The 25,193-nt window shown below is 71.3% G+C and carries 21 protein-coding genes and 1 tRNA gene; 7 read left to right on the top strand and 15 right to left on the bottom strand.

Annotated features, from left to right (window positions below; translation table 11 throughout):
- Nucleotides 1–2: 2 nt before the first annotated feature.
- The 9 genes from DEI89_RS06440 to mnmA all read right to left on the bottom strand — a co-directional run bounded on the left by DEI89_RS06440 (nucleotide 3) and on the right by mnmA (nucleotide 13,077).
- Nucleotides 3–692, bottom strand: a complete 690-nt coding sequence (locus DEI89_RS06440) for a methyltransferase domain-containing protein (protein WP_258366121.1) — start codon at nucleotides 690–692, stop codon at nucleotides 3–5.
- Nucleotides 689–1,858, bottom strand: a complete 1,170-nt coding sequence (locus DEI89_RS06445) for a type III polyketide synthase (protein WP_110903231.1) — start codon at nucleotides 1,856–1,858, stop codon at nucleotides 689–691. Before DEI89_RS06445 ends, DEI89_RS06440 begins: the two co-directional genes overlap by 4 nt.
- 120 nt (nucleotides 1,859–1,978) lie before the next feature.
- Nucleotides 1,979–3,481, bottom strand: coding sequence for an Asp-tRNA(Asn)/Glu-tRNA(Gln) amidotransferase subunit GatB (gatB, locus tag DEI89_RS06450; protein WP_110903232.1), 1,503 nt, complete (start codon nucleotides 3,479–3,481; stop codon nucleotides 1,979–1,981).
- A complete protein-coding gene (gene gatA / locus DEI89_RS06455) occupies nucleotides 3,481–5,028 on the bottom strand; it encodes an Asp-tRNA(Asn)/Glu-tRNA(Gln) amidotransferase subunit GatA (protein ID WP_110903233.1) in 1,548 nt (515 codons plus the stop codon). Before gatA ends, gatB begins: the two co-directional genes overlap by 1 nt.
- Nucleotides 5,029–5,039: 11 nt before the next feature.
- Nucleotides 5,040–5,339: an Asp-tRNA(Asn)/Glu-tRNA(Gln) amidotransferase subunit GatC gene (gene gatC, locus DEI89_RS06460; protein WP_110903234.1), complete on the bottom strand. Its 300-nt coding sequence runs from the start codon at nucleotides 5,337–5,339 to the stop codon at nucleotides 5,040–5,042.
- A gap of 111 nt (nucleotides 5,340–5,450) precedes the next feature.
- Entirely contained in the window at nucleotides 5,451–7,817 is a 2,367-nt protein-coding gene (locus DEI89_RS06465) for a transglycosylase domain-containing protein (RefSeq protein ID WP_146236696.1), read from the bottom strand.
- 202 nt (nucleotides 7,818–8,019) lie between these two features.
- On the bottom strand, nucleotides 8,020–9,294 hold the full coding sequence (locus DEI89_RS06470; protein WP_146236697.1) for an alpha/beta hydrolase: 1,275 nt from the start codon (nucleotides 9,292–9,294) through the stop codon (nucleotides 8,020–8,022).
- Between the two features lie 248 nt (nucleotides 9,295–9,542).
- Nucleotides 9,543–11,897 (bottom strand): NAD-dependent DNA ligase LigA, encoded by a 2,355-nt coding sequence (gene ligA / locus DEI89_RS06475; protein ID WP_110903237.1) that lies wholly within the window; start codon nucleotides 11,895–11,897, stop codon nucleotides 9,543–9,545.
- Between the two features lie 73 nt (nucleotides 11,898–11,970).
- Nucleotides 11,971–13,077: a tRNA 2-thiouridine(34) synthase MnmA gene (mnmA, locus tag DEI89_RS06480; protein WP_110903238.1), complete on the bottom strand. Its 1,107-nt coding sequence runs from the start codon at nucleotides 13,075–13,077 to the stop codon at nucleotides 11,971–11,973.
- Nucleotides 13,078–13,118: 41 nt separating this feature from the next.
- Here mnmA and DEI89_RS06485 point away from each other — a divergent pair, with 41 nt between their 5' ends.
- The 3 genes from DEI89_RS06485 (at nucleotide 13,119) to DEI89_RS06495 (ending at nucleotide 15,384) form a co-directional block, all read left to right on the top strand.
- Entirely contained in the window at nucleotides 13,119–14,426 is a 1,308-nt protein-coding gene (locus tag DEI89_RS06485) for an MFS transporter (protein WP_110903239.1), read from the top strand.
- Nucleotides 14,427–14,493: 67 nt separating this feature from the next.
- Nucleotides 14,494–14,573, top strand: a tRNA-Leu gene (locus DEI89_RS06490).
- A gap of 133 nt (nucleotides 14,574–14,706) precedes the next feature.
- Entirely contained in the window at nucleotides 14,707–15,384 is a 678-nt protein-coding gene (locus DEI89_RS06495) for a DedA family protein (RefSeq protein ID WP_110903240.1), read from the top strand.
- A gap of 140 nt (nucleotides 15,385–15,524) precedes the next feature.
- On the opposite strand, the gene rdgB is transcribed toward DEI89_RS06495, so the two are convergent.
- From rdgB to murI, 3 genes are all read right to left on the bottom strand, one after another.
- On the bottom strand, nucleotides 15,525–16,154 hold the full coding sequence (rdgB, locus tag DEI89_RS06500; RefSeq protein ID WP_110903241.1) for an RdgB/HAM1 family non-canonical purine NTP pyrophosphatase: 630 nt from the start codon (nucleotides 16,152–16,154) through the stop codon (nucleotides 15,525–15,527).
- Nucleotides 16,151–16,897 carry a ribonuclease PH gene (rph, locus tag DEI89_RS06505; protein WP_110903242.1) on the bottom strand — a complete coding sequence of 249 codons (747 nt, stop codon included), beginning with the start codon at nucleotides 16,895–16,897 and terminating at the stop codon, nucleotides 16,151–16,153. Before rph ends, rdgB begins: the two co-directional genes overlap by 4 nt.
- 83 nt (nucleotides 16,898–16,980) lie before the next feature.
- Complete coding sequence (murI, locus tag DEI89_RS06510) at nucleotides 16,981–17,820, bottom strand: glutamate racemase (RefSeq protein ID WP_110903243.1); 840 nt, start codon at nucleotides 17,818–17,820, stop codon at nucleotides 16,981–16,983.
- Nucleotides 17,821–17,951: 131 nt separating this feature from the next.
- Here murI and DEI89_RS06515 point away from each other — a divergent pair, with 131 nt between their 5' ends.
- A complete protein-coding gene (locus DEI89_RS06515) occupies nucleotides 17,952–19,238 on the top strand; it encodes a nicotinate phosphoribosyltransferase (RefSeq protein ID WP_110903244.1) in 1,287 nt (428 codons plus the stop codon).
- Between the two features lie 16 nt (nucleotides 19,239–19,254).
- On the opposite strand, the gene DEI89_RS06520 is transcribed toward DEI89_RS06515, so the two are convergent.
- From DEI89_RS06520 to DEI89_RS06530, 3 genes are all read right to left on the bottom strand, one after another.
- Nucleotides 19,255–19,518, bottom strand: coding sequence for a DUF3039 domain-containing protein (locus tag DEI89_RS06520; RefSeq protein ID WP_110823714.1), 264 nt, complete (start codon nucleotides 19,516–19,518; stop codon nucleotides 19,255–19,257).
- 96 nt (nucleotides 19,519–19,614) lie between these two features.
- Entirely contained in the window at nucleotides 19,615–21,186 is a 1,572-nt protein-coding gene (locus tag DEI89_RS06525) for an ABC transporter permease (protein ID WP_146236698.1), read from the bottom strand.
- On the bottom strand, nucleotides 21,162–22,385 hold the full coding sequence (locus tag DEI89_RS06530) for an ABC transporter ATP-binding protein (RefSeq protein ID WP_258368804.1): 1,224 nt from the start codon (nucleotides 22,383–22,385) through the stop codon (nucleotides 21,162–21,164). The genes DEI89_RS06525 and DEI89_RS06530 overlap by 25 nt, the downstream gene beginning before the upstream one ends.
- A 362-nt stretch (nucleotides 22,386–22,747) precedes the next feature.
- Here DEI89_RS06530 and DEI89_RS06535 point away from each other — a divergent pair, with 362 nt between their 5' ends.
- The 3 genes from DEI89_RS06535 to DEI89_RS06545 all read left to right on the top strand — a co-directional run bounded on the left by DEI89_RS06535 (nucleotide 22,748) and on the right by DEI89_RS06545 (nucleotide 25,116).
- A complete protein-coding gene (locus DEI89_RS06535; RefSeq protein WP_110903246.1) occupies nucleotides 22,748–23,443 on the top strand; it encodes an NTP transferase domain-containing protein in 696 nt (231 codons plus the stop codon).
- A 78-nt stretch (nucleotides 23,444–23,521) separates the two neighbouring features.
- On the top strand, nucleotides 23,522–24,346 hold the full coding sequence (locus DEI89_RS06540) for an ABC transporter permease (protein WP_110903247.1): 825 nt from the start codon (nucleotides 23,522–23,524) through the stop codon (nucleotides 24,344–24,346).
- Nucleotides 24,346–25,116, top strand: coding sequence for an ABC transporter ATP-binding protein (locus DEI89_RS06545; RefSeq protein WP_110903248.1), 771 nt, complete (start codon nucleotides 24,346–24,348; stop codon nucleotides 25,114–25,116). The genes DEI89_RS06540 and DEI89_RS06545 overlap by 1 nt, the downstream gene beginning before the upstream one ends.
- Nucleotides 25,117–25,193 lie beyond the last annotated feature (77 nt).

A 25,193-nucleotide genomic window follows, 5' to 3' on the forward strand; every position in this document is an offset into this window, starting at 1 on the left:
GGTCAGCGGACTGCGAGGACCCGGTGCGGGGACGCCGCCTCGGCACGCCAGCCCGGCGGCAGGGCGGCCGTGAGCTCGGGGACGGTGAAGCTCCGGCGGATGGAGCGGAGACCGTCCTCGCGGATGAACGTGCCTGCCGAGACGAACGGCGCCCCGATCGCGTACAGCCGGTAGGCGGACACCGAACGCCGGATGTCGGAGTGCACACTGCGGGTGACGGCCAGCTCCCCGGAGTCCCGGAGGAACGCCGCCCGCTCGGCGTCGTCGAGGTGGTGCAGCACGTGGTTCGACACGACGACGTCGAACCGCTCGCCCGCCGCGACCAGGTCGGCGCTCGACTCCGTGCGGAACGTCACCCCGGCCGTCGTCCGTCGCTCCGCCGCCGCGATCGCCCGCGGGTCCGGGTCCACCCCGACGACCTCGAGGTCGAAGCCGTCCCCCCGCGCCCACCGGAGCAGTGACCGGGCGAGGTCACCGCCACCGCAGCCGAGGTCGAGCACGCGGGCCCGACCGGTCGCCGGCAGCGCCGGGGCGACGTGGGTCCGCCAGACCGACCGCCAGCCGGACACCGCGGCGTTCACCAGGGCGAAGCGGCGGAAGGTCCGGTCGAGCATCGCCGGGTCGCAGTCCGGGTCGTCCATCAACTCGCGCAGGTCGACCGCGCGGGTGGAGAGGTCGACGGGTTCGGTCACGCCCCCACCCCGACCGGGGCGACAGCGTTGGCCGCGTCGACCACTGCGGGCGCACCGCTGGCGTCCGCCGCGGCGACTGCGCTCCCGACCACGGTCAGCGACGCCGCCTCGACGGTCAGCCCCGGCCCGAAGGCCAGCGCGACGACGGGCGTACCGTCCGCGGGACGTGCCTCGAGGGCCTCCCGGAGGACGAACAGCACCGTCGCACTCGACATGTTGCCGTGGTCGCGGAGGACCGCGCGGCTCGCAGTCAACGCGCTGTCCGGCAGGTGCAGGGCGTCCTGGGTGCGGTCCAGGATGGCCCGCCCGCCGGGATGCACGGCCCAGACCGGCACGTCGTCCGGGGTCCATCCGCGGGGACCGAGGAGCGGGGCGACCGCCTCGGCCGCGTGCACGCCGATCAGCTTCGGGACCTCGGTGCTCAGCACCATCTCGAAGCCCTCGTCACCGATGTTCCACGCCATCTCGCTCGCACCCTCGGGCAGGACCATGGTGGTGAAGGCGTCGAGACGGAGGCCCGGGCCGTCCGCCGTGACGACGGCCGCCGCGGCTCCGTCGCCGAAGACGCTGTTCGCGACGATCTGGTCCGGGTCCTCTGAGTGACGGACGTGCAACGTGCAGAGCTCAGCGCAGACGACGAGGACGACCGCCGTCGGGTCCGCGCCGACGAACGCGTCGGCGATGCGGAGGGCGGGGAACGCGGCGAAGCACCCCATGAACCCGACGTGCTGCCGGAAGACGTTGCGCGGCAACCCGAGTTCCTCGACGATCGCCAGGTCCGGCCCGGGCTGCGTGAAGCCGGTGCAGGACACGGTCACGACGTGCGTGACGGTCGCCGGGTCGACCGCGGCACGCTCGAGGGCGTCACGAGCGGCGCCGACGAAGAGCGGCGGAGCGAGCTCGCGGAAGCGGTCGTTCCGTGTCCCGGTGCTCGGCGAGCTGAGGATCCCGTCGGCGTCACGGAAAGCACCGGGCGCGGCCGTCGCGTCGAGCTCCGGCAGGACGCTGTGGCGGTGCTCCACCTCGGAGGCGTTGAAGGCCGCGGGAACGAGCCGCGAGGCAAGCCTCCCGAGGCCGGGCTGGGCGGCGAACAGGTCACGGACCGACGCCTGCCCGAGGGTGGTCCGCGGGACGGCGGTACCGATGGCTCGGATCGTTGCTGACACGCTCCATCCTGTCACCGGATCGCTGACGTGTCCCCAGGATGGTGGAACGCCGCAGACGGGAGGCCCGTGGCGGATCCGCCACGGGCCTCCCGTCTGCTGCGGGTCGCGCTCCCGCCGGTGCTACTGCTGCTGCGCGCGCTCCAGGACGAGCTCGCGCACACGAGCTGCGTCGGCTTGGCCCTTCATCGCCTTCATCACGGAGCCGATGATCGCCCCGGCGGCCTGCACCTTGCCGTCGCGGATCTTCTGCAGCACGTCCGGCTGCCCGGCCAGTGCCTCGTCGACCGCGGCGGTGAGGGCGGAGTCGTCGGAGACGACCTGCAGCCCACGGGACTCGACGACCTGCGCCGGCGAGCCCTCCCCAGCGATGACGCCCTCGAGGACCTGGCGTGCGAGACGGTCGGTCAGGTCACCGGACTCCACCAGCGCGATGACCTCGGCCACGTGCTGCGGCGACACCAGGTCGCCGGGAGCGGCGTCCTGCGCGTTCGCGACACGGCTGATCTCACCGGTCCACCACTTGCGGGCGGCCTGCGGACCGGCACCGGCGTCGACGGTCGCCTGGACCTCGTCGAGGAGGCCGCCGTTGACGACGTCCTGGAACTCGAGGTCCGCGAAGCCCCACTCGCCCTTCAGGCGACGACGTCGGGCCACCGGTGCCTCGGGCAGACCCGCGCGGAGCTCTTCGATCAGTGTCGGGTCGGGCACGACGGGCAGCAGGTCCGGCTCCGGGAAGTAGCGGTAGTCGTCGGCGTCCGACTTGGGACGGCCGGCCGAGGTGCGACCGGTGTCCTCGTGCCAGTGCCGGGTCTCTTGCGTGATGGTGCCGCCGGCCGCGAGGATCGCCGCCTGCCGCTGGATCTCGTAGCGGATGGCACGCTCGACTGCGCGGAAGGAGTTGACGTTCTTCGTCTCGGTGCGGGTCCCGAGCTTCTCCTGGCCCCACGGGCGCAGCGAGATGTTCGCGTCGCAGCGCAGGTTGCCGCGCTCCATGCGGGCCTCGGAGACGCCGAGCGCACGGACGAGGTCACGGATGACCTGCACGTACGCGGCGCCGAGCTCGGGGGCGCGCTCCTTGGCACCGACGATCGGCTTCGTCACGATCTCGACCAGCGGGACACCCGCGCGGTTGTAGTCGACGAGCGAGTACTCGGCGCCCTGGATGCGGCCCGTGGCACCACCGACGTGGGTCAGCTTGCCCGCGTCCTCTTCCATGTGGGCGCGCTCGATCGGCACCTGGAAGATCGTGCCGTCGGCGAGTTCGACCTCGACCTCGCCCTCGAAGGCGATCGGCTCGTCGAACTGCGAGATCTGGTAGTTCTTCGGGTTGTCCGGGTAGAAGTAGTTCTTCCGTGCGAACCGCGAGCTCTCGGCGATCGAGCAGCCGAGCGCGAGCCCGAGCTGGATCGAGTAGCGAACGGCCTGCTCGTTGACGACCGGCAGGGACCCGGGCAGCCCGAGGTCGACCGGTGTCACGTTCGTGTTCGGTTCGCCACCGAAGAAGTTCGGCGCGTCCGAGAACATCTTCGTGGCCGTCGCGAGTTCGACGTGCACCTCGAAGCCGAGGACCGGCTCGAACCGCTCGAGCGCCTCGTCGAAGTCCATGAGTGCGTCCTTGGCCATCAGATGACACCTTCCTCTGCGGCGGACTGCTGCGTGGCGTCCAGGTTCGGGATCCGGGAGATGAGCGGGGCACCCCACTGCTGCTCGAGCAGACGCTCCAGCGCGGCACCGACCCGGTAGAGCCGGGCGTCCTCGCGCTGCGGGGCCATCAGCTGCACGCCGGTCGGCAGCGAGTCCTCGGGCGCCAGACCGTTCGGGATGCTCATGCCGGGGACGCCCGCCAGGTTCGCGGGGATCGTGGTGAGGTCGTTGAGGTACATCGCGAGCGGGTCATCGATGCGCTCCCCGATCTTGAACGCCGTCGTCGGAGCCGACGGGCTGATCAGCAGGTCGACCTGCTCGAACGCTGCGGTGAAGTCACGTTGGACGAGCGTGCGGACCTTCTGCGCACTGCCGTAGTAGGCGTCGTAGTACCCGGCGCTCAGGGCGTACGTGCCGAGGATGATGCGGCGCTTGACCTCGGGCCCGAAGCCGGCTTCACGCGTTGCGGCCATGACGTCCTCGACCGTGGCGCCGCCCTCGGGCGTGACGCGCAGGCCGAAGCGGACCGAGTCGAACTTCGCGAGGTTCGAGGACGCCTCCGCCGGGAGGATCAGGTAGTAGGCGCTGATCGCGTAGGCGAACGACGGCGCATCGATCTCGACGACGACGGCACCGGCCGACTCGAGCAGCGCGACGGTCTCCTGGAAGCGCTGCGTGACGCCGGCCTGGAAGCCGTCACCACCGGCGAGTTCCTTGACGACGCCGATGCGGACGCCCTTGAGCGAGTCGGCCTGCAGACCGTCGCGTGCGGCGGCGGCGAACGAGGGCCACTCCTGCCGCAGCGAGGTGGAGTCCTTCGGGTCGTGCCCGCCGATGACGTCGTGCAGCAGTGCGGCGTCGAGCACGGTGCGGGACACCGGCCCGATCTGGTCGAGGCTCGACGCCAACGCGATCGCACCGTAACGGCTGACACCACCGTAGGTCGGCTTCACACCGACGGTGCCCGTGACGGCGCCGGGCTGACGGATCGACCCACCGGTGTCGGAGCCCAGGGCGAGCGGGGCTTCGTGCGCGGCCACCGCTGCCGCCGAGCCGCCGCCGGACCCGCCGGGGATCCGGTCCAGGTCCCACGGGTTGTGGGTCGGGCCGTACGCCGAGAACTCGGTCGACGAGCCCATCGCGAACTCGTCCATGTTCGTCTTGCCGAGCGGCACCAGGCCGGCACGGCGGAGCTTGGCGACCGGGGTGGCGTCGTACGGCGGCACCCAGCCCTCGAGGATCTTCGAGCCCGAGGTGGTCGGCATGTCCTGCGTGCACAGGACGTCCTTGACGGCGATCGGCACACCGGCGAGCGGACCGAGGTCGTCCCCGGCCGCGCGGCGGGAGTCGATGGCCTTCGCGGCGGCGATCGCGTTCTGGTTGACGTGCAGGAACGCGTGCACGTCCCCGTCGACGGCGGCGATCCGGTCGAGGTGGGCCTGTGTGGCCTCGACGCTCGAGACGTCGCGGGCCACCAGGGCGTCGGCGAGCGCGGCAGCGCTCAGCGTGGTGATGTCGTGGGTCACTGTTCTTCCGCCTACTGTTCTTCGCCGAGGATCGCGGTCACCCGGAAGCGCTCGCCGTCCGAGTCGGGGGCGCCGGAGAGCGCCTGCTCCTGGGTCAGCGTCGCGCCGACCACGTCGGGGCGGGACACGTTCTCGAGCGGGACCGGGTGGCTCGTCGCGGGGACGTCCGGGGTCGCGACCTCGGTGACCTTCGCGACGCTGTCGACGATGAGTGACAGCTCCTCGGTCATCTTCTCGATCTCGTCGGGCGTGAGTGCGATACGTGCGAGGTTCGCCAGGTGTGCGACCTGCTCGCTCGTGATGTCAGGCATGGTGCTCCGTCGATCGGTTCGTGGAATGCGCACCAGTCTATTGGGCACGCCACGCGGGGGTCGGACGGCTGCGCACGGCCGACGCCGAGCGCTCGCCTGTGCAGGACTGGGTCAGCCGGCCGGAGGCGCAGCTGCACCACCGACCGCAGCCCCGCCGGTGACGGGAGCCTGCGCGGCCGGAGCCTGCGCCGCAGTGCCCGACGACGCCGGTGCCCGTGTGCCCGTGGTCCCCGTGCCCTGGGTCTGCGTGCCCTGGGTCTGTGTCCCCGCGGCCTGCTGCCCGGCCGCCTGCGTCCCCTGCTGCGCACCGGAGCCGGTCGACGGCGTCGCGGTCTTCGCCTTCGCGGTCGTCCCGATCATCGCCGGGTCCGGCGCTGGCAGCGCCCCGCCGCCGTACGCGCCGTCGAGGTAGGTCATCATCTGCTTGCCGACGCCGAACTTCGCGCTGTACCCGGTCGTGCCCTGCAGGAACGGCCAGTTCGCGAGGCGCACGTGGCCCTGCACGTTGCCGATCCAGGTGGCGTTCGTGTACTTCGTCGACGAGGTGATCAGCCAGTTCTGCTCGTCACCGTCGGTGGTGCCGGTCTTCGCGAACTTCGGCACCGTGTCGCCGGGGTTCGCACTGGCCGCCGTGCCCGACCCGCTCAGGACGCCCTGCAACGCGTAGTCGACCGTGCCGGCGACCTCGGCGCTGACCCCGCGGTTGCAGGTGGCCGGGGTCGGTCGGATGGTGCCGCCGCTGGCGGTCGTGACGGAGTCGATCGTGGTGGGCGTGCAGGCGACGCCGCCGTTGGCGAACCCGGCGTACGCCTCGGCCAGGTCGATGGGTGCCAGCGGGTTGGTGCCGAGCACGGAGGCGGGGTTCGAGTCCGGTGCGCTGCCGTCGGCCTGGTGGATGCCCATGCTCTCGGCGGTCTTCTGGATGCCGCAGAGGTCGAGTTGTTCCGCCATCGCGCCGAACGCGGTGTTGATCGACTCGACCGTGGCCGCGAGGACCGTCATCGAGGACGGCACCTGCTCGGCGTTGGCCACCATCCACGGTGCGCCACCGACGGGCGTGCACGAGTTGGTGAACTCGGCTTGCGGGAAGGTGTGCTCGGTCGTCGAGACGGACTGCGACAGGGTGTGCCCGTTCGCCAACCAGTCGGCGAGGGTGAAGACCTTGTAGGTCGACCCGGTCGGGAAGCCACCGGAACTGCCGATGGCCTGGTCGGCGTTGTAGTTGACCGCGGTGGCGCCGGCAGTGGGCGCGTCGGACTGTGTGTAGGCCGTGTTCTGCACCATCGACAGCACACGTCCCGTGCCGGGTTCGACCGTGACGTTCGTGCCACCGGCGTCGACGCCCGCCATCGTGGTCGGCACGTAGGACGACAGGGCGTTCTGGGACGTCGCCTGCAGGTCCAGGTCGAGGGACGTGTGGATCGACAGTCCCTTCGTGTCGAGGGTGGCGATCCGGTCCGAGGCCGTCTTGCCGAACGCCGGGTCGGCGAGCAGCTGCGAGCGCACCATGTCGCAGAAGTAGCCCGCGTCGTACTTCGTGGCGGCGGTCGAGCAGCCGTTGGCGGTCGCGGTGATCTCCGGTGCGATGGGGGTCGCGACGGCCTTCGCCAGTTCGTCCCGGGTGATGGCTCCGTGGGCGTGCATGCGGCGGAGGACGTAGTCGCGGCGGACCTTCGTCAGGGCGTACCCGTTCGCCGCCCCGTTCGTCTTGTCCGCCGGCTGGTCGATGCGCAGGTTCGAGGGGTTGTTGAGGATCGCCACCAGGGTCGCCGACTGCACGAGCGACAGGTCCTTCGCGTGCACGCCGAAGTAGTACTCGGCCCCCGCTTCGGCACCGTAGACACGACCGCCGAGCCCGACGATGTTCAGGTACCCGGTGAGGACCTGGTCCTTCGTGTACTTCTTGTCGACGGCGATCGCGTACCGGATCTCCTGCAGCTTGCGTGCCTTCGACTGACCGGCGACCTTCTCGTAGCAGGCATCCACCTTCTTCTTGGTGGAGGCCGCGTCCGTGCCGTTCAGCTGTTCGCACTGCTGCACGAGCACGTTCTTGACGTACTGCTGCGTGATGCTCGAGCCGCCCTGCACGCCCTGGTGGAGTGCGTCCGCGATGGTCGCGCGAAGGGTCCCGACCACGTCGATCCCGCCTTCGTCGTGGAAGCGCGGGTCCTCGGTGTCGATCGCCGCCTGCTTGAGCGTGTCGGCGATCTGGTCGGACGTGACGTTGACGCGGTTCTCGGCGTAGAAGGACGCGATCGGGACCTCGTGTCCGCCCTGCTTCGCGTAGACGGCGGACACCTGCTGCGGCGTCTGGATGTCCAGGTAGCTCGGCAGGTCCTCGAAGAACTCGGCCGCTCCGCTCGTGCCCTCCCCCGCGACCGCGACGGCCGGGGTGAGCGCGACCGCGACGAGCAGGCCGGCGAGGACCGACATGACGATGAACATCAGGAGGGCACCCGGCCACCGCACGATTCGCATGCCGAGCACGGTAAGGAGACGGGCTGGGTCCACTCTGGTGCGCGCGGTCGCGCGACTGCGCAGCCGCACAGGATGCTCTCGACCTCGCCTCCGCCACGTGCTCCGACCCGGCCTGGAGGCCCGGATCACCGGCCCTACATGTGTCCGGTCACGATCCGGTCACGTCTGACGGGCCTCCCGTCCGGCCTGCGGTGATCAGTACTCAGTCGCGCGGCTGGAGGTCCTGCGGACGGACGAGGTACATGTCCGGCGACGCCTGGACGACCCCGTCGTCCGGGGTGTCACCCGGCCCGTGCCCACTGCGGACCAGGTCGCCCCGTCCGACCGCGATGAGCGCCACGTCGTGCAGCGAGGCGGTGCCGGGCTTGAGGTAGTCGTTGTGCCCCCACGGCTGCCGGAAGACGTCACCGGCGTCCGCCGGGTCGCTCCCGCCGACGAGGTCGAGCGCCGCAGCACCGAACGCCGCGCGCCCCGGGTCGGTGCCGAAGAAGCCCGTGCCCGCGATGGGGTCCCAGTGCGCCCCGCCGACGTACACCTCGCCGCGCGGCACGCCGAGCTCGTCGACGGAGGTGACCGCGCTCCCCGGCGACCCGAGCATGGTGAGGCTGTCGACCCGGGTACGCCCGGAGGACAGCGCGATCAGCGCGGTGGTCGAGCCGTACGAGTGTGCGACGACGCCCAGGCGCGGCTGGTGGTCGTTGCGGACCGAACGGATGCCGTCGAGGGTGCGCACGAGCCGGTCGGCACCGAGGTGAGCCAGATCGAGCGACATGAAGTCCGAGATGCCGGGCGTGCGGTAGCCCATCCACGCGAGGACCGCGTTGCCCGGTCCGTCCGCCGGGGCGGCCACGGGTGCCAGGGTGGCCTGCTCCCGGAACACGTCCCCGGCCGTCGCGGTGAAGTCCACCATCTGGCCGTTGACGGAGAAGAAGATGCCGGGCACCACGACCGAGACGTCGCCCGCGGTGTCGAGGTCACCGACGGAGATCGCGCACCGGCCACTCCCCCGGGTGTCGAGGGTGACGAGGTACTTCCGCGGGTCGTCGGGGGCCTGCTCGAGTGACTCCCGCACCTGGCCGAGCATCGAGGCGAGCGCGGTCGGGGTGTCCGTGTCGGTGAGACCCGCAGCCAGGGCGGCCCGGTTCGCGACGTCCCGGACGGCGTACGGCACCCCGTCCAGGTTGCCGATCACGACGGGGGCGTCGTCCGTCAGGGACGTCCGTGACGCCGGCGACAGGGCACGCCACCAGTTCGCGACGAGGTTCGTGCTCGGCGGGTCGTCCATCGCGGTCGCGGTCACGCGGGAGTCGTCGTCGGCGGCTCGCAGCGTCACCGGCGCCGCCGCCTCGAGGGCGTCCAGCCAGCGCTGCCCGGAGGTTCCGGCGAGCGCGTCGACGGCCGGCTGCGTGCCCCGCTCGGGCCGTCCCGGTCCTGAGGTCCCCGCGGCGCCCGACGAGATGACGGCGGAAACGGGCACGGTCGGTGCCTCGACGACTCCCAGTGAGTGGATCGAGGCGGTCAGCAGCGCCGCGGCGATGAACAGCAAACGGGTCTCCCCCGGGAAGGCCGGCCTGTCGTTCCCCTGCAGACGACAGGTGATGCTCTGTCGAGTCTATGGAGATCCGGCCCTTCGGGGGTCATGCGGAGGGCGACTTGCCCCCCGTACTGGGGTCAATCCGGGGGCGCGTCGCGACAGCCGGATCCCGCACGGCCGTGCATCCGCCGCTACTGCGCTCCCGGCTCGGCGGCGGGCTCGTCGAGCTCCGTGGGTGCAGGGTCACCCAGGGCAGCCGGTCCCTCGCTCACCAGGAGGGCGAACTGCGCCGCGTCGATGATCCGCAACCCGAGCTGCTCCGCCTTCGTCAGCTTGGAGCCGGCGCCCGGGCCAGCGGCGACGAAGTCGGTCTTCTTGCTGACGCTCGACGCTGCCTTCCCCCCGGCGGCGATGATCGCCTCCTGCGCACCCTCGCGACTGAAGCCCTCGAGGGACCCGGTCGCGACGACCGTGATGCCGGCGAGCACACCACCTGCTTCGGTCGCCACTCCCGGCCCGGGGTGTCCGGGCGTCGTGAGCTGCACGCCCGCCGCCGTCCAGCGATCGATGATCTCGCGGTGCCAGTCGACCTCGAACCAGTCGAGCAGTGCGTCGGCGATGATCCCGCCGACGCCGTCGACCGCCGCCAGCTCGTCGCGCGAGGACGAGCGGATCGCGTCGAGCGACCCGAAGTGGTTCGCGAGCGCGCGGGCCGCGACGGGTCCGACGTGACGGATGTTCAGCCCGACGAGGATGCGCCACAGCGGCTTCGTCTTCGCGGCGTCGATGTTCGCGAGCATCTCGAACGCGTTCTTCGACGGGTACCGGCTGGGTTCGCCGGTGTAGTCCGCACCGCGGGCCTCCGGGTCGAACGGCGGGTCGGTCTTCTTCCGTGCCCGGCTGAACGGGGTCACGCGCTTCGGGGCGCCGCCGTCCTCGGTCTTCTCCATGCCCGTCTCGGCATCGCGGACGACGACCTCGATCGGCACGATGTCCTCCAGCGTCAGGTCGAACAGCCCCGCCTCGGTCACGAGTGGCGGGGTCTCGGGGAACACCGGCTGCGTGAGGGCGGCGGCGGCGACCTCGCCCAGGCCCTCGATGTCGAGCGACCCGCGGGAGGCGATGTGCTCGACCCGCCCACGCACCTGGGCGGGGCAGCTCTCGGCGTTCGGGCAACGGAGGTCGATGTCGCCCTCCTTCGCCGGGCGGAGCGGGGTGCCGCACTCCGGGCAGTTGGTCGGCATCACGAACTCGCGCTCGGTGCCGTCGCGCAGTTCGACGACCGGGCCGAGGACCTCGGGGATGACGTCGCCGGCCTTGCGGAGCACGACCGTGTCACCGATCAGGACGCCCTTCGCCTTCACCACCTGCTGGTTGTGCAGGGTGGCCTGCCGGACCACCGAGCCGGCGACCTCGGCGGGCTCCATCGCGGCGAACGGGGTGGCCCGACCGGTGCGGCCGACACTGACGACGATGTCGAGCAGCTTCGTGTGGACCTCCTCCGGCGGGTACTTGTAGGCGATCGCCCAGCGCGGGGCACGACTGGTCGACCCGAGTTCCTCGTGCAGCGCCAGATCGTCGACCTTGATGACGATGCCGTCGATCTGGTGCTCGACCGAGGACCGGCGTTCCCCGTAGTCCTTGACGAAGCCCAGGACGTCCTCCACCGAGTCGAACACGCGGTGGTGCGTGCCGGTCGGCAGCCCCCACTCGTGCAGCAGCTCGTAGACCTCGGACTGGGCGCGGACGTCGGTGTCGCGCTCGAGTTCGGCGACCGGCCAGGCACCGATGCCGTGCACGAGCATCCGGAGTCGGCGCAGGCGGTCCACCATGAGCTCGCGCTTCGCGGCGGACTTGCCCTCCTCCTTCTGGCGGAGGGACCCGGCGGCGGCGTTCCGCGGGTTGGCGAACACCCGCTCGCCGGCGTCGCGCTGTCGGGCGTTCAGCTCGTCGAACTGCGCGACCGGGAAGAAGATCTCGCCACGGACCTCCACCAGGGGCGGGTGACCGCTGCCGGCGAGCCGGTCCGGGATCGTGCCCATGGTCCGGACGTTGCCGGTCACGTCCTCGCCCACCACACCGTCACCGCGGGTGGCCGCCGAGACGAGGCGACCGTGCTCGTAGCGGAGGTTGATCGCGAGGCCGTCGATTTTCAGCTCGGACAGGAAGCGCACGCGCTCGGTGCCGGCGTCCCGCTGGACCTTGAGCGCCCAGTCGGTCAGTTCCTCCGGGCTGAACACGTTGTCCAGGCTCAGCATGCGCTCGGCGTGCTCCACCGGCGCGAACTGCGTCGTCTGCGCCTGCCCGCCGACGGTCTGCGTCGGGCTGTCCTCGGTCAGCAGTTCCGGGAAGCGCTGCTCGATCGCATCGAGTCGGCGCATCATCGTGTCGTACTCGGCATCGGCGACCGGCGAGCCGTTGCCCTCGTAGTACGCGTGCCGCAGTTCGTTGAGACGGAGGCGCAGCCGGTCGACCTCTCGAGCGGCCTGCGCGGCGTCGAGGCCCGCGGGGTCGATGGTCTCGAAGGTCGCGTCGGTGTCGCTCATGTGTCAGTTCTACCGTGCGCCACCGACCCCGGTCGCAGCGGCCTGAGGCACGTGCGAGGTCAGGCGCGTGCGCTCAGGTGGGGACGGGTGCCGCCGACACGGTGGTGTCGATCGTGCACTGCCCGAGCACGCGCGTGCCGACGTACACGACGGCTGTCTGTCCGGGCGCGACACCGGAGAGCGGCGCGTCCGGGACGATCACGAGCGCGCCGTCCTCGATCCGGGCCGTCGCGGGCTCCGGGTCGGCGTGCGCCCGGATCTGCACGTCGCAGCGGAACGGGGTGGACGGGTCCGCCGGTGCCGCGCCGGCCCAGGTGTACCGGGTGCCCGAGAGTGAGGCGACGTCGAGCGCCTCCTTCGGGCCGACGACGACGGTGTTGTCCTTCGGGCGGATCTTCAGCACGAAGCGGGGCTTGCCGTCCGCCGCCGGACGTCCGAGCGCCAGACCGCGGCGCTGCCCGACCGTGTAGCCGTGCGCGCCGTCGTGGCTGCCGACGACGGTGCCGTCGCGCTCGACGACGTCGCCGGTCTCGCTGCCCACGCGGTCGGCGAGCCACCCGCGGGTGTCACCGTCGGGGATGAAGCAGATGTCGTACGAGTCCGGCTTCTGCGCAACCGTCAGCCCGCGGGCGGCGGCCTCGGCCCGGACCTCGTCCTTCGACGGGGTGGCCCCGAGCGGGAACATGGCGTGGCGGAGCTGTTCGGCCGTCAGGACGCCGAGCACGTACGACTGGTCCTTGGCCCACGCCGCCGAGCGGTGCAGCTCCCGCGAGCCGTCCGGGCCGGTGACGATCGAGGCGTAGTGGCCCGTCGCGACGGCGTCGAACCCGAGGGCCAGTGCCTTCTCGAGCAGGGCCGCGAACTTGATCCGCTCGTTGCAGCGCATGCAGGGGTTCGGCGTGCGGCCAGCCTGGTACTCGGCCACGAAGTCGTCGACGACGTCCTCCTTGAACCGAGCCGAGAAGTCCCACACGTAGTACGGGATGCCGAGGGCCGCGGCGGCACGCTGGGCGTCCATCGAGTCCTCGATCGTGCAGCAGCCGCGGCTGCCGGTGCGCAGGGTGCCGGGCATCCGGCTGAGCGCCAGGTGCACCCCGACGACGTCGTGGCCGGCGTCCACCGCCCGGGCCGCGGCCACCGCCGAATCGACACCACCGCTCATCGCCGCCAGAACACGCATGCGTCCAGGGTAACTCCGACACGGCGTACCGTTGCTCGACGATGACGAGCACCACGAACGACGCCTTCGACCTCCGGGGCGTCCTGCTGTCCGGGTTCCTGCCCGCTGCGCTCTTCGCGATCGGCGAGGGCGCCATCATCCCGATCATCCCGATCGCGGCGGACTCCCTCGGGGCGACCCTGGCGGTCGCCGGGTTCGTCGCCTCGTTGATCCTGGTCGGCGAGCTCATCGGGGACGTCCCCTCGGGTGTCGTCGTGGCGAGGATCGGCGAACGCAACGCCATGATCGGCGCCGCGGTGGTCTCGGTCGTCGGGCTGCTGGTCTGCACCGTCGCCCCGAACCCCCTCGTCCTGGCCGTCGGCGTCTTCCTGGTGGGTCTGTCCACCGCCGTCTTCGCGCTGGCCCGGCACGCGTACATGACGACCGCGATCCCGTTGCGGATCCGGGCCCGGGCCCTGTCGAGCCTCGGCGGCGTCTTCCGCTTCGGCTACTTCGTCGGTCCGTTCCTGGCGGCCGGGGTCATCCACCTCACCGGCACGACCCAGAGCGCGTTCTGGGTGCACGTCGTCTGCTGCCTCGGCGCTGCCGTGGTGCTGCTCGTCATCCGCGACCCCGCGACGGGCGTGCGCGGCCTGCAGCGGCCGGCACGGGCCTCCCGGCCGACGGCGACCGACGCGGCGGCGACGACCGCCGGTACGACGCGACCGGGCGAGCTCGAGGGCGAACAGTTCGTCGAGGAGGAGTCCCACGGTCTCTTCCGGACCATCCGCGCGCACCACCGCGTGCTCGTGCGTCTCGGCAGCGGGGCGGCGCTGATCGGCGCTATGCGCGCCGGACGCCAGGTGATCCTGCCGCTCTGGGCGGTCAGCGTCGGCCTGGACGACTCCACCGCTGCTCTCGTCATCGGCATCGCCGGCGCCGTCGACTTCGCGCTCTTCTACACGAGCGGGCAGATCATGGACCGCTGGGGACGCCTGGCGAGCGCCCTGCCCTGCATGCTCGGCCTGAGCATCTGCTACTTCCTGCTGGCCTGGAGCGACCACCTCGACGCCCGTGTCGGCTGGTTCGTCGCGGTCGCGATGGCGATGTCACTGGCGAACGGCGTCGGCTCCGGGATCCTCATGACGCTCGGCGCGGACCTGGCACCCTCCGACCGGCCGGCGCCGTTCCTCGGGGCGTGGCGGTTCACCGGCGACCTCGGGTCCGCCGCGGCCCCGCTCGTGATCTCCGGCGTCACCGCGCTCGCGACGATCGCCGTCGCGAGCGGCGTGATGGGGGTGCTCGGCCTGGTCGGCGCGGGCATCCTGCTCCGGTACGTGCCGCGGTACCTGCCCCGCACGCTGCGCTGACCGGGGTCCGTCGCGCGGTCGCGCCCCAGCTCAGCCACCCGGCCCGCTGCGTACACTGGGTCGGCCAGCGGGAGTGGTGGAATTGGTAGACACGCAGGATTTAGGTTCCTGTGCTCCGGCATGAGGGTTCGAGTCCCTCCTTCCGCACCGAGTGTCCCCGAGGACGGTGCTCGAGGCCGCTCCGCACGTCACCCTCCCGACGGACGGCCCGGACACGCCTGCACGGTAGCCTCGGTCCGGCGGGTGCTCCACCCGCCCTCGCCCGCCGACCGGAAGAACCATGCACTCCGTCGCACTCGCCCTGATCCCCTGGCTGGATCCGCAGTACATCCTCGACCACTTCGGGGCGTTCGCCGTGCTCATCGTCTGCGCGATCATCTTCGCCGAGACCGGGCTGCTGGTCGGCTTCATCTTCCCCGGCGACAGCCTGCTCGTCATCACGGGCCTGTTCGCCTTCGACCGCGACGGCCAGATCGGCGGGATCCCGATCTGGGTCGTCGCGCTGATGATCGGCGCAGCGGCGTTCCTCGGCGGCGAGCTCGGCTACTACATCGGCAAGAAGGCCGGTCCGCCGATCTTCGAGCGCAAGGACAGCGGTCTGTTCTCGAAGGCGAACGTCGACCGGACGAACGCGTTCTTCCACAGGTACGGCGCCCTCGCGGTGATCCTCGCGCGCTTCGTCCCCGTCGTCCGGACGTTCGCACCGATCGCGGCCGGTGTCGGCCGGATGAACTACAAGAAGTACTCGCTCTACAACGCGGTCGGAGCGGTCATCTGGGGCGTGGGCGTCACGTTCCTCGGCTACTTCCTCGGGTACATCCCGGCCGTGGCGTACCTCGTGCGCAACTACATCGACGTGATCCTGCTGGCGGCGGTCGTCGTCACCGTGGTCCCCGCCGCGATCACCTACTTCCGGAACGCCCGCAAGGCCAAGCAGCGCGAGCCCGAGCAGCCGTAGCCCGCAGCGCCCGCCCGGCGCGAGCGGGACCCGCACAACACGAACCGGCTCGAACCACGCAATCCCGTGGTTCGAGCCGGTTTCCGTAGTGCGCTGCCGATCGGCGCCAGCACCAGCGCCAGCGCCAGCGCCAGGCGCGCCTACGCCCGCGGCGTCTCGCCGTCGAACCACTCGCGGACGATCGGTGCGATGCCCCGGAAGGCCTTCGACCGGTGGCTCAGCGCGTTCTTCTCCGCCCGGGTCAGCTGCGCCGCCGAGCGGTCCGCGTCGTCCGGCTGGAACACCGGGTCGTAGCCGTGTCCGCCGTCCCCGATCGGCTCGGTGCGGACCTCGCCGTTCCAGACGGCCTCGAACACGTGCTCGACGCCGGAGGGCGTGACGAACGCGGCGGCGCAGACGAACGCCGCGGTGCGCTCGACCACACCGTCCAGGTTCTGCAGCAGCAGCGCGATGTTGTCGGCGTCCACCCGGGTGCCGGCGTACCGGGCGGAGTGGATGCCGGGTGCTCCGTCGAGCGCGTCGACCGCGATGCCGGAGTCGTCCGCCAGGGCCGGCAGTCCGGTGTGGGCGACCGCGGCCCGTGCCTTGATGAGCGCGTTCGCCGCGTAGGTGTCACCGTCCTCGACGGGTTCGGGCCCGTCGTAGGACGAGAGCGTCACGCCGTCACCCAGGGCCGAACCGAGGATCTCACGCAGTTCGACGACCTTGCCCTGGTTGTGCGTGGCCAGCACGACGGTCCGGGCGGTGCCGTCCGCCGTCGCCGCGGTCATGCCAGCCCCAGTGCCGTGCGCTGCACCGCGGCGAGCGACGCGTTCCCAGCCAGCCCGAGTTCGAGCAACGCGTCCAACTCCTGGCGGTCGAACGGCGCGTGCTCGGCGGTGCCCTGCACCTCGATGAACTTGCCCGACCCGGTCGTGACGATGTTCATGTCGGTGTCGGCGCGCGAGTCCTCTTCGTAGGCCAGGTCGAGCATCGGCACACCCCCGACGATGCCGACGGAGATCGCCTGCACGCTGTCGGTGAGCGGCGTCGCCTTCTTGCCGATGAAGCCACGCTCGCGACCCCACTCGATCGCGTCGACCATCGCCACGTAGGCGCCGGTGATCGACGCGGTGCGGGTGCCGCCGTCGGCCTGCAGCACGTCGCAGTCGAGCACGAGGGTGTTCTCGCCCAGCCCCTTCATGTCGACGACGGCGCGCAGCGAACGGCCGATCAGCCGGGAGATCTCGTGCGTGCGCCCGCCGACCTTGCCCTTGATCGACTCACGCTGCATGCGCTCGTTCGTGGACCGCGGGAGCATCGAGTACTCGGCGGTGACCCAGCCGGTGCCCTTGCCGGCCATCCAGCGTGGAACCCCGTTGGTGAACGAGGCGGTGCAGAGCACCCGGGTGTTGCCGAACGAGATGAGCGCGCTGCCCTCGGCCTGGGTGCTCCAGCCGCGTTCGATGGTGACGGGTCGGTGGTCGGTGGTGGTCCGGCCGTCGATGCGGACGGTGCCGTCGGTGGCGTTCATGGTGTTCCTCTCGGTCCGGCCTGGAGGCTCGGTGCGGGTGGTCCGGTCGTCGTGCGTCCGCCGGGCGGCGGCGTGGGGCATGGTCAGCGCAGGGTGCGCGGTAGCGTGATGGAGCCGGTCTCGAGGTGGCCGACGGTCGCGACCTCGGGGCCGAGGAACCGGCGGGCCAGGCGGACGAACCCGGCCTCGTCGGCACCGGTGGCCTCGAACGAGTACTCCGGCGGTTCGGTGCCGGTGCGTTCCAGACCGTGTTCGACCAGTCGGCGGTAGACGTCGTTCGCGGTCTCCTCGGCGCTCGAGACCAGCGTGACGTCCGGCCCCATGACGTACTGGATCGCGGCGGACATGAGCGGGTAGTGCGTGCAACCGAGGACCAGCGTGTCGACCCCGGCGGCCCGCACGGGTGCGAGGTAGCCCGCGGCGACCTCGCGGAGCCGGGCGGACGAGGTGTCCCCGGCCTCGACGAACTCGACGAAGCGGGGGCACGCGGCGGTGGTGAGGGTCACGTCCGCGGCCACCGCGAAGGCGTCCTCGTAGGCACGGGACGCGATGGTGCCGATGGTGCCGATGACCCCGATGCGGCCGGTGCGGGTCTGCTTGACGGCGGCCCGCGCGGCGGGCTGGATGACCTCGACGACGGGGATGCCGTACGCCTGCTCGTAGCGTTCACGGGCGTCGCGGAGGACGGCGGAACTCGCGGTGTTGCACGCGATGACGAGCGCCTTGACGCCCTGGTCGACGAGGTCGTCCATGACCTCGAGTGCGTAGCGGCGGACGTCGGCGATGGGCTTCGGGCCGTACGGCGAGTGCAGCGTGTCCCCGACGTAGCGGATGCTCTCGCGGGGCAGCTGGTCGATGATCGCCCGGGCCACCGTCAGCCCGCCGACGCCGCTGTCGAAGACTCCGATCGGTGCATCCGTCACGGTGACCAGCGTACCGACGCGCGCCGACCCTGCGGGCGTGCTCCGGGCCTCCAGTCCGACACGGACCGCCGGGGACGCTCTCCTGCCCCGAGCCGTGCGTTCCGGTACCGGTCGTGACTATCGTCGGAGGGGTGACCACCGCGCTCCTGACGGACCAGTACGAACTCACCATGGTCGACGCCGCCTTGAAGGACGGCACCGCCGATCGCCGCTGCGTCTTCGAGGTCTTCGCGAGACGACTGCCGGACGGGCGCCGGTACGGCGTCGCCGCGGGCCTCGGACGCTTCCTCACCCAGCTGACCGAGTTCCGGTTCGGCGACGAGGAGATCGGGTTCCTCCGGGACCGCCGCGTCATCGACGAGGGCACCGCCCGGTGGCTCGCCGACTACCGGTTCAGCGGGCACGTCCGTGCGTACCGCGAGGGCGAGGTCTTCTTCCCGAACTCCCCCGTGCTGCAGATCGAGGGCACCTTCGCCGAGGCCGTGATGCTCGAGACCCTGGCGCTCAGCGTGTTCAACGCCGACTCCGCCATCGCCTCCGCCGCCGCGCGCATGGTGTCCGCCGCCGACCGGCGCCCGCTCGCCGAGATGGGCTCGCGTCGGACCGGTGAGTGGAACGCCGTCGCCGCCGCCCGGGCCGCCTACATCGCGGGCTTCGGTGCGACGAGCAACCTGGAGGCCGGCCGGACCTGGGGCATCCCGACGATGGGCACCGCGGCGCACGCGTTCACGCTCCTGCACGACTCGGAAGAGGCCGCGTTCCGGTCCCAGCTCGACGCGCTCGGCAGCGGTACGACCCTGCTCGTCGACACGTACGACATCGAGGCGGCGGTCGAGACGGCCGTCCGCCTGACCGACGGCAAGCTCGGCGCGGTCCGCATCGACAGCGGTGACCTGCCGTCGGTCGTCGCGTCGGTGCGCGCGCAGCTCGACCGGCTCGGCGCGACCGCGACGAAGATCACGGTGACCAACGACCTGGACGAGTACACGATCGCCGCACTCCGTGCCGCACCGGTCGACTCCTACGGCGTCGGCACGTCGGTCGTCTCCGGGTCGGGGCACCCGGCCGCGGGCATGGTCTTCAAGCTCGTCGCACACCACTCCCCCGCGGGCGAGTGGGTGCCGGTGGCGAAGAAGTCCGCCGACAAGGCGTCGGTCGGCGGACGGAAGGAGGCCGGCCGTCGTCTGCGGAACGGCATCGCGACGGCGGAGGTCGTGCTGACCTCCGGGTCCGTCGGCCCGGACGAGCGGGACCTGCTCGTCCCCGTCGTCACGCACGGCGAGGTCGATCCGGCGTTCCTCGGATCCGCCGGGGTCGAGGCCGCTCGGGCCCACCACAAGCGCGCGAAGGCGGAACTGCCGGCCGATGCCGAGCGGATCGGTCGGGGCGACCCGGCCATCCCGACGCTGCTCGTCTGAGCGGCGTCGGCGGGGGTCACTCGGACTTCATCTTCTCGTAGATCGCCTTGCAGTCCGGGCAGACCGGGAACTTCTCGGGGTCCCGGCCCGGGATCCACTTCTTGCCGCACAGGGCCTTGACGGCCTTGCCGGTCAGGGCAGACTCGAGGATCTTGTCCTTCTTGACGTAGTGCGAGAAGCGCTCGTGGTCGCCGGGCTCGATCGCCTCCTCTTCCAGGAGCTTCTCGAGTTCGCGGTCCATCACATCGAGGCCGCCACCACCGGGTTCCGTCGTGCTCATGTCACCAGGGTACGTCGTCACCGCCGGGTCCGTCGGCCGATCGGTCACGCTGTGGGCGGAGCGGCTGCAGTGCGCGGGCGGACCGGCTGCGGTGGGTCAGTTCCGCTGCGCGGCGGCCAGGAGGTCCGGGCCACGTCGGTCGAACACCGCGCCTCCGACGACGACGCCGAGCACCAGGACGACCACGCCGACGCCGATCCCGACACCGAGGACGAGCGTCAGCGACGGGTCCTCCGCGCCGATGAGCGCGCGCACGCCGAGCCACCCGGCCGGCACCATGCAGAGCACCGTGCCGATGACCATCAGGGTCTGCGCGACGGTCGCCGTCGCTCCCGCGGCCTGCGGCTGGTGGAACGGGTGGTCACCCGGTCGGACGGTCGGGTACGGCAGTGCGACCGAGACGATGCTCGACAGGCCGAGCCCGCCGAGCAACCCGCTGGCCGACACCGCCACGAGCAGCGGGAACGCGGCCATGTCGCCGTACAGCCAGGCGGACACCGCAGCCCCGGCGACCAGCAGTGGCACGCCGACGACGATGAGCGGCACCAGACGGCCGAGGCGGTCGGTCCAGCCCGGAGCGCCGGAGGCGACGTGCAACCACACCGCGGTGTTGTCGTAGGAGACGTCGTTGTGCGGCAGGAACCCGGCGATCAGGGCCATCAGCGGCAGCGGCACGAGGGCCGTCCACGCCCAGGGCACCCCGGCCACTCCGAGCGGCAGCACCACGATCGGCACGAACGCCAGGATCAGGTACGAGCTGCGGTACCGCGGGTCGCGGGTCCAGTACGTCAGCGCCCGGGCCGCGACGGCGCCGAACGGGGTCGAGCCGAGCCGGTCAAACCAGCCCAGCGCGCGGTGTCGGCGCGCACGGAGCGGACGCGGGACCGTGACGAGCACGCGACCGACCAGTGCCCACCAGGCCAGGCCGAGCAGCCCGACGACGACGAGCGCCACGAGCAGCCGGGCGACCGCCGTCCCGACGTGGCCGGTGGCGGCGTCGGCGGGCACGGCCCACGCTGCACCCCACGGCGTCCACCCGGCGATGTCGGCGAGTCGCTGCAGTCCGGGTCCGGCCGGGTCGAGCCGGTCGGTCCGGAGCAGGAGCGAGACGGACGGGACGAGCAGCACGAGTCCGACGAGCACCACGGGCCAGGTGGCCTCGCGGGCGCGGTGGCCGGCGAACGCCAGCGCGCCGAGCGTGCTGCCGACCCGGATGAGCAGGGCCGTGGTGGCGAGCACGAGCACCGCGGCGACGACGGCCAGGAGGGCCGGGCCGGCACCACGGCTCCAGGTGACGACCTGCGCGACGGCGAGCACGGCGACCGCGACGACCGGGACGCCCAGGAGCCCGGCGACACCGAGCCCGACGGCCAGGTCGCGCTGCCCGATCCCGAAGGCGGCGAAACGCCGCGGGTCGAACTGGTCGGCGACACCGACGGCGAACGGCACGAGGGTGCACCCGAGGGCCACCGCCGTGCCGACCAGGACCACGGTCGTCCGGGCGGCGACCGGGTCGCCGGCGCGGAGCCCGCCGAGGACGGTCGCTGCCCAGAGGACGACGACCAGGGCGGCCAGGCTGCCGACGACCACGGCGGCCGAACGACGCGCCCCACCGCGGACCTCGCCCGCGAGCAGGTCGGCCCTCAGCCGGAGAAGCTGTGCAACCATTCCATGCTCTCTGCGACGGGACGACCGCCGGCGAGTTCGACGAACTTGTCCTCGAGGCTCCGACGACCGCGGACCTGCGCCATGGTGCCGGCGGCCAGGACCTTGCCGCCGACGATGATCGCCACGGAGTCGCACGTGCGCTGGACGAGTTCCATCGAGTGACTGGAGAGCACGACGGTGCCGCCGCCCGCGGTGTAGCGCCGCAGGATGTCGGTGATGGTCGTCGCGCTGACCGGGTCGACGGACTCGAACGGTTCGTCGAGCACCAGCACGCGCGGCGAGTGGATGAGCGTGGCGGCGAGGGCGATCTTCTTCGCCATGCCCATCGAGTAGTCCGCGACCGGTCGACCGAGGGCGTCGCCGAGGCCGAACGCCTCGGCCAGGTCCGCACTGCGGCTCCGAGCGGTCTTGCCGTCGAGTCCGCGCAGCGTCGCCGAGTAGAAGAGCATCTGCGCGCCGGTCAGGCGGTCGAACAGGCGGAGCCGGTCCGGCAGGACGCCCATCGCCCGCTTGGCGGCGATCGGGTCGGCCCAGACGTCGTGGTCCAGCACGGTCACGGTGCCGGCGTCCGGGCGCAGGAGGCCTGTGAGGACCGAGAGCGTCGTCGTCTTGCCGGCGCCGTTCGGGCCGACGACCCCGAAGATCGAGCCCTTCCGGATCTCCAGGTCGACGTCGTCCACGGCGAGCGTCTGGCCGTACCGCTTCACGAGGCCGTCGGCGCGGAGGACGACGGGCTGCTGCGGCACGTTCGGCCGACCGGTGGGGCGCTTCGTCGTGGTCGAGCCGGGCGCGCCGCCCGTGCCAGCCGAGCCGCCCGTGCCGCCCCGGGATGCCGACGTGCCGGAACCACCCCGGGCCTCCCGGCCGTCCGGCTCGTCGCCCGTCCGGGCCGCGCCCTGCGGCCGGGTCGCCCGGCCGGAACGCTTGTCCCGCTTCTTCCCCTGGCGAGGCTGTGACGTCGTGCTCGACGGCGACCCGGCGGGCAGGACGTCCGCGCCCGCCGTCGTCTCCGAGCCGGTCCTGTCGTCCGTCATGTCGTCACCCGCGAGCGCGCCGTACGCACCCGTGTCCCCCGTGTCGTCGTGGTCGTCGTCGCCCGTCCCCAGGGCGACGGTCGTGCCGTCGTCGTCCGCGTCGGCCGTCCACGTCGCGTCCGACGTGCTGTAGACGTCGTCGTTTCCCGTTGTTCCTGCCGACACGAGGCCAACCGTACCAACGGTTCCGACCGCTCGCTGAGCCGTGTCCGACCGGGTCACGAATTGAACACGATGCTGCCCGGCCCGTACCCCGGCACCGGGTGGTTCCGTATCATTCACCGAGACACGACGGAGTGTTCACCACTCGGAAACCTGCCCGCAGCGCTCCCGGAGCGGTTGCTGGACCGGGCGTTCGTCGCTCCGGATCACGCGACTCCCGGCCAACTCGAACGCGGTGCGAGCAGTATCCAGGAAAGCCGTATCGAAGTGCCCGTCAGGACACGCTCGACGTGTCCCCCAGTGCGGACCGGAACCTCCACCCTCGCGGGCGGACCGGACGCAGGCGGACACCGGAAGGGACAAGCATGACCACGCAGATCGTCATCCTCGCAGCGGGGATGGGCAGCCGCCTCGGGCGCAGCCTGCCGAAGCCGCTCACCGAGCTCAGCGACGGCCGCACCATCATGCAGCAGCAGTTCGACAACATCCGTGCCGCCTTCGGGTCCAGCGCGCGGGTCACGATCGTCGTCGGCTACAAGTCGGAGTACATCGTCGAGGCCTTCCCCGAGGCGAACTTCGTCTACAACGAGTCCTACGACTCCACGAACACCTCGAAGAGCCTGCTCCGGGCACTCAAGGCGACCGGCAAGAGCGGCGTCCTCTGGATGAACGGCGACGTGGTCTTCGACCCGATGGCCCTCGTCCGTGCCGCCGACATGATCGACGAGGGTCGGTCGTTCGTCAGCGTCAACACCGAGAAGGTCTCCGACGAAGAGGTCAAGTACACGGTCGACGCCGAGGGCTTCATCGCGAAGCTCTCGAAGAAGGTCGTCGGTGGCCTGGGTGAAGCCGTGGGCATCAACTACGTCTCCGCAGCCGACAAGCAGGCGCTGATCCGCCAGCTCGGCCGGGTCGACGACCAGGAGTACTTCGAGGGCGGCATCGAGGCTGCCATCGCCGAGGACGGGCTACGCTGGACGCCGATCGACATCTCCGACCTGTACGCGGTCGAGATCGACTTCGCCGAGGACCTGCAGCGCGCGAACGACCTGTTCGCCTGAGCCCGGTCAGGATCCCCCGGTCCGGCCCACCGGCCCGGGTGGCCCGCCCCTCGGCGCGGTCCCGGCCGGAGGGAACCCATGACTGACGCGCAGACGCAGACCACCGTCGTCGCCGCGACGCCGGTGGCTCAGCGTGGTTCCGGTCGTCGGTACCGCCAGGCCCTCTGGCTGCTGACGGTGCGCGACCTGCGTGTGCGGTACTCGACGTCGGCGCTCGGGTACTTCTGGTCGATCCTCGACCCGCTGGTGATGTCGGCCATCTACTGGTTCGTCTTCACCCAGGTGTTCCACCGCGGCAAGGTGGGCGAGGAGCCGTACATCGTCTTCCTGCTCACCGCGCTGCTGCCCTGGATGTGGTTCACCGGGGCCGTGTCGGACTCGACCCGGGCCTTCATCAAGGAAGCCAAGCTGATCCGCTCGACGACGATCCCGCGGAGCATCTGGGTCGCCCGGATCGACGCGTCGAAGGGCATCGAGTTCCTGCTGAGCATCCCGGTGCTCGCGGTGTTCGTCATCGCCACCGGTGCCCACCTGCACTGGCAGGTCGTGCTGTGGCCGCTCGCGATCGTCCTGCAGGTCGCGCTGGTCTACGGTCTCGGGCTCATCGTGGCACCGCTCGTGGTCTTCTTCCGCGACCTCGAACGCGCGGTCAAGCTCGTCCTGCGCTTCCTGTTCTACGCATCCCCGATCATCTACGGCACGCAGGCGTTGCCGAAGGCCCTGCACGACCTCGCGGCGATCAACCCGTTGAGCGGGATCTTCGGCATCTACCGCTCGGCGTTCTTCCCCGGGCAGCTGGACTGGAAGGAGGTGCTCGCGTCGGTCGTCGTCACGGGCATGGTCCTCGTCATCGGGCTCGTGGTGTTCCGTCGGAGCGAGCACCGCGTCCTCAAGGAGCTGTGATGGCCACGACCGAACCCGTGACGACCGCTCGCGCAACCGCGCCGGTGATCTCCGTGACCGACGCCGGGATCCGCTTCAAACGGAACCGCCGTGCCAGCCGGAGCTTCAAGGACCTCTTCGGCCGGGGACAGCGCCGGCGGAAGGCGGACGAGTTCTGGGCGCTCCGGAACGTGTCGTTCGACGTCCGTCCCGGCGAGGCCATCGGCGTCGTCGGACGGAACGGGCAGGGCAAGTCGACGCTCCTCAAGCTCGTCGCCCAGGTGATGCTGCCGGACGAGGGCCGTGTGCACGTCGGGGCCGGTGTCGCGCCGCTGATCGAGATCACCGGTGGGTTCGTCGGCGACCTGACGGTGCGGGACAACGTCTACCTGACCGCGGGGCTGCACGGCATGTCGCGGGCCGAGATCCGCGCTGCCTTCGACGAGATCATCGCGTTCGCCGAGATCGCGGACTTCGTCGACACCCCCTACAAGCACCTGTCGAGCGGCATGAAGGTGCGGATCGCCTTCGCCGTCATCTCCCGGCTGGACGAGCCGGTGATCCTGGTCGACGAGGTCCTGGCCGTGGGCGACAAGAAGTTCCGCGAGAAGTGCTACAAGCGGATCGAGGAGCTCCTGGCGGGCGGCCGGACGCTGTTCTTCGTCTCGCACAACGACAAGGACCTGCGCCGGTTCTGTGACCGGGGCCTGTACCTCGACGGTGGCCGACTGCAGTTCGACGGACCCATCGACGAGGCCCTCGAGCGGTACAACGCGGACCACGGCGTCTGACGCCCACTCCTCCACAACCGAGCACCTCCGCAGCACGCTCCACAGCCCCGGGTCCCCGAGGGCTCCCCGGGGGTCCC

This window comes from Curtobacterium sp. MCBD17_030, from assembly GCF_003224255.1.
Taxonomy (GTDB): domain Bacteria; phylum Actinomycetota; class Actinomycetes; order Actinomycetales; family Microbacteriaceae; genus Curtobacterium.

Coding starts and splice junctions, on each gene's coding strand:
- DEI89_RS06495 (WP_110903240.1), top strand. CDS start 14,707: ATGCACTCCGTCGCACTCGCCCTGATCCCCTGGCTGGATCCGCAGTAC.
- rph (WP_110903242.1), bottom strand. CDS start 16,897: ATGAACGCCACCGACGGCACCGTCCGCATCGACGGCCGGACCACCACC.
- DEI89_RS06535 (WP_110903246.1), top strand. CDS start 22,748: ATGACCACGCAGATCGTCATCCTCGCAGCGGGGATGGGCAGCCGCCTC.
- mnmA (WP_110903238.1), bottom strand. CDS start 13,077: ATGCGTGTTCTGGCGGCGATGAGCGGTGGTGTCGATTCGGCGGTGGCC.
- gatB (WP_110903232.1), bottom strand. CDS start 3,481: ATGGCCAAGGACGCACTCATGGACTTCGACGAGGCGCTCGAGCGGTTC.
- ligA (WP_110903237.1), bottom strand. CDS start 11,897: ATGAGCGACACCGACGCGACCTTCGAGACCATCGACCCCGCGGGCCTC.
- DEI89_RS06485 (WP_110903239.1), top strand. CDS start 13,119: ATGACGAGCACCACGAACGACGCCTTCGACCTCCGGGGCGTCCTGCTG.
- DEI89_RS06520 (WP_110823714.1), bottom strand. CDS start 19,518: ATGAGCACGACGGAACCCGGTGGTGGCGGCCTCGATGTGATGGACCGC.
- DEI89_RS06465 (WP_146236696.1), bottom strand. CDS start 7,817: ATGCGAATCGTGCGGTGGCCGGGTGCCCTCCTGATGTTCATCGTCATG.
- rdgB (WP_110903241.1), bottom strand. CDS start 16,154: ATGACCGCGGCGACGGCGGACGGCACCGCCCGGACCGTCGTGCTGGCC.
- DEI89_RS06545 (WP_110903248.1), top strand. CDS start 24,346: ATGGCCACGACCGAACCCGTGACGACCGCTCGCGCAACCGCGCCGGTG.
- DEI89_RS06540 (WP_110903247.1), top strand. CDS start 23,522: ATGACTGACGCGCAGACGCAGACCACCGTCGTCGCCGCGACGCCGGTG.
- DEI89_RS06525 (WP_146236698.1), bottom strand. CDS start 21,186: ATGGTTGCACAGCTTCTCCGGCTGAGGGCCGACCTGCTCGCGGGCGAG.
- gatC (WP_110903234.1), bottom strand. CDS start 5,339: ATGCCTGACATCACGAGCGAGCAGGTCGCACACCTGGCGAACCTCGCA.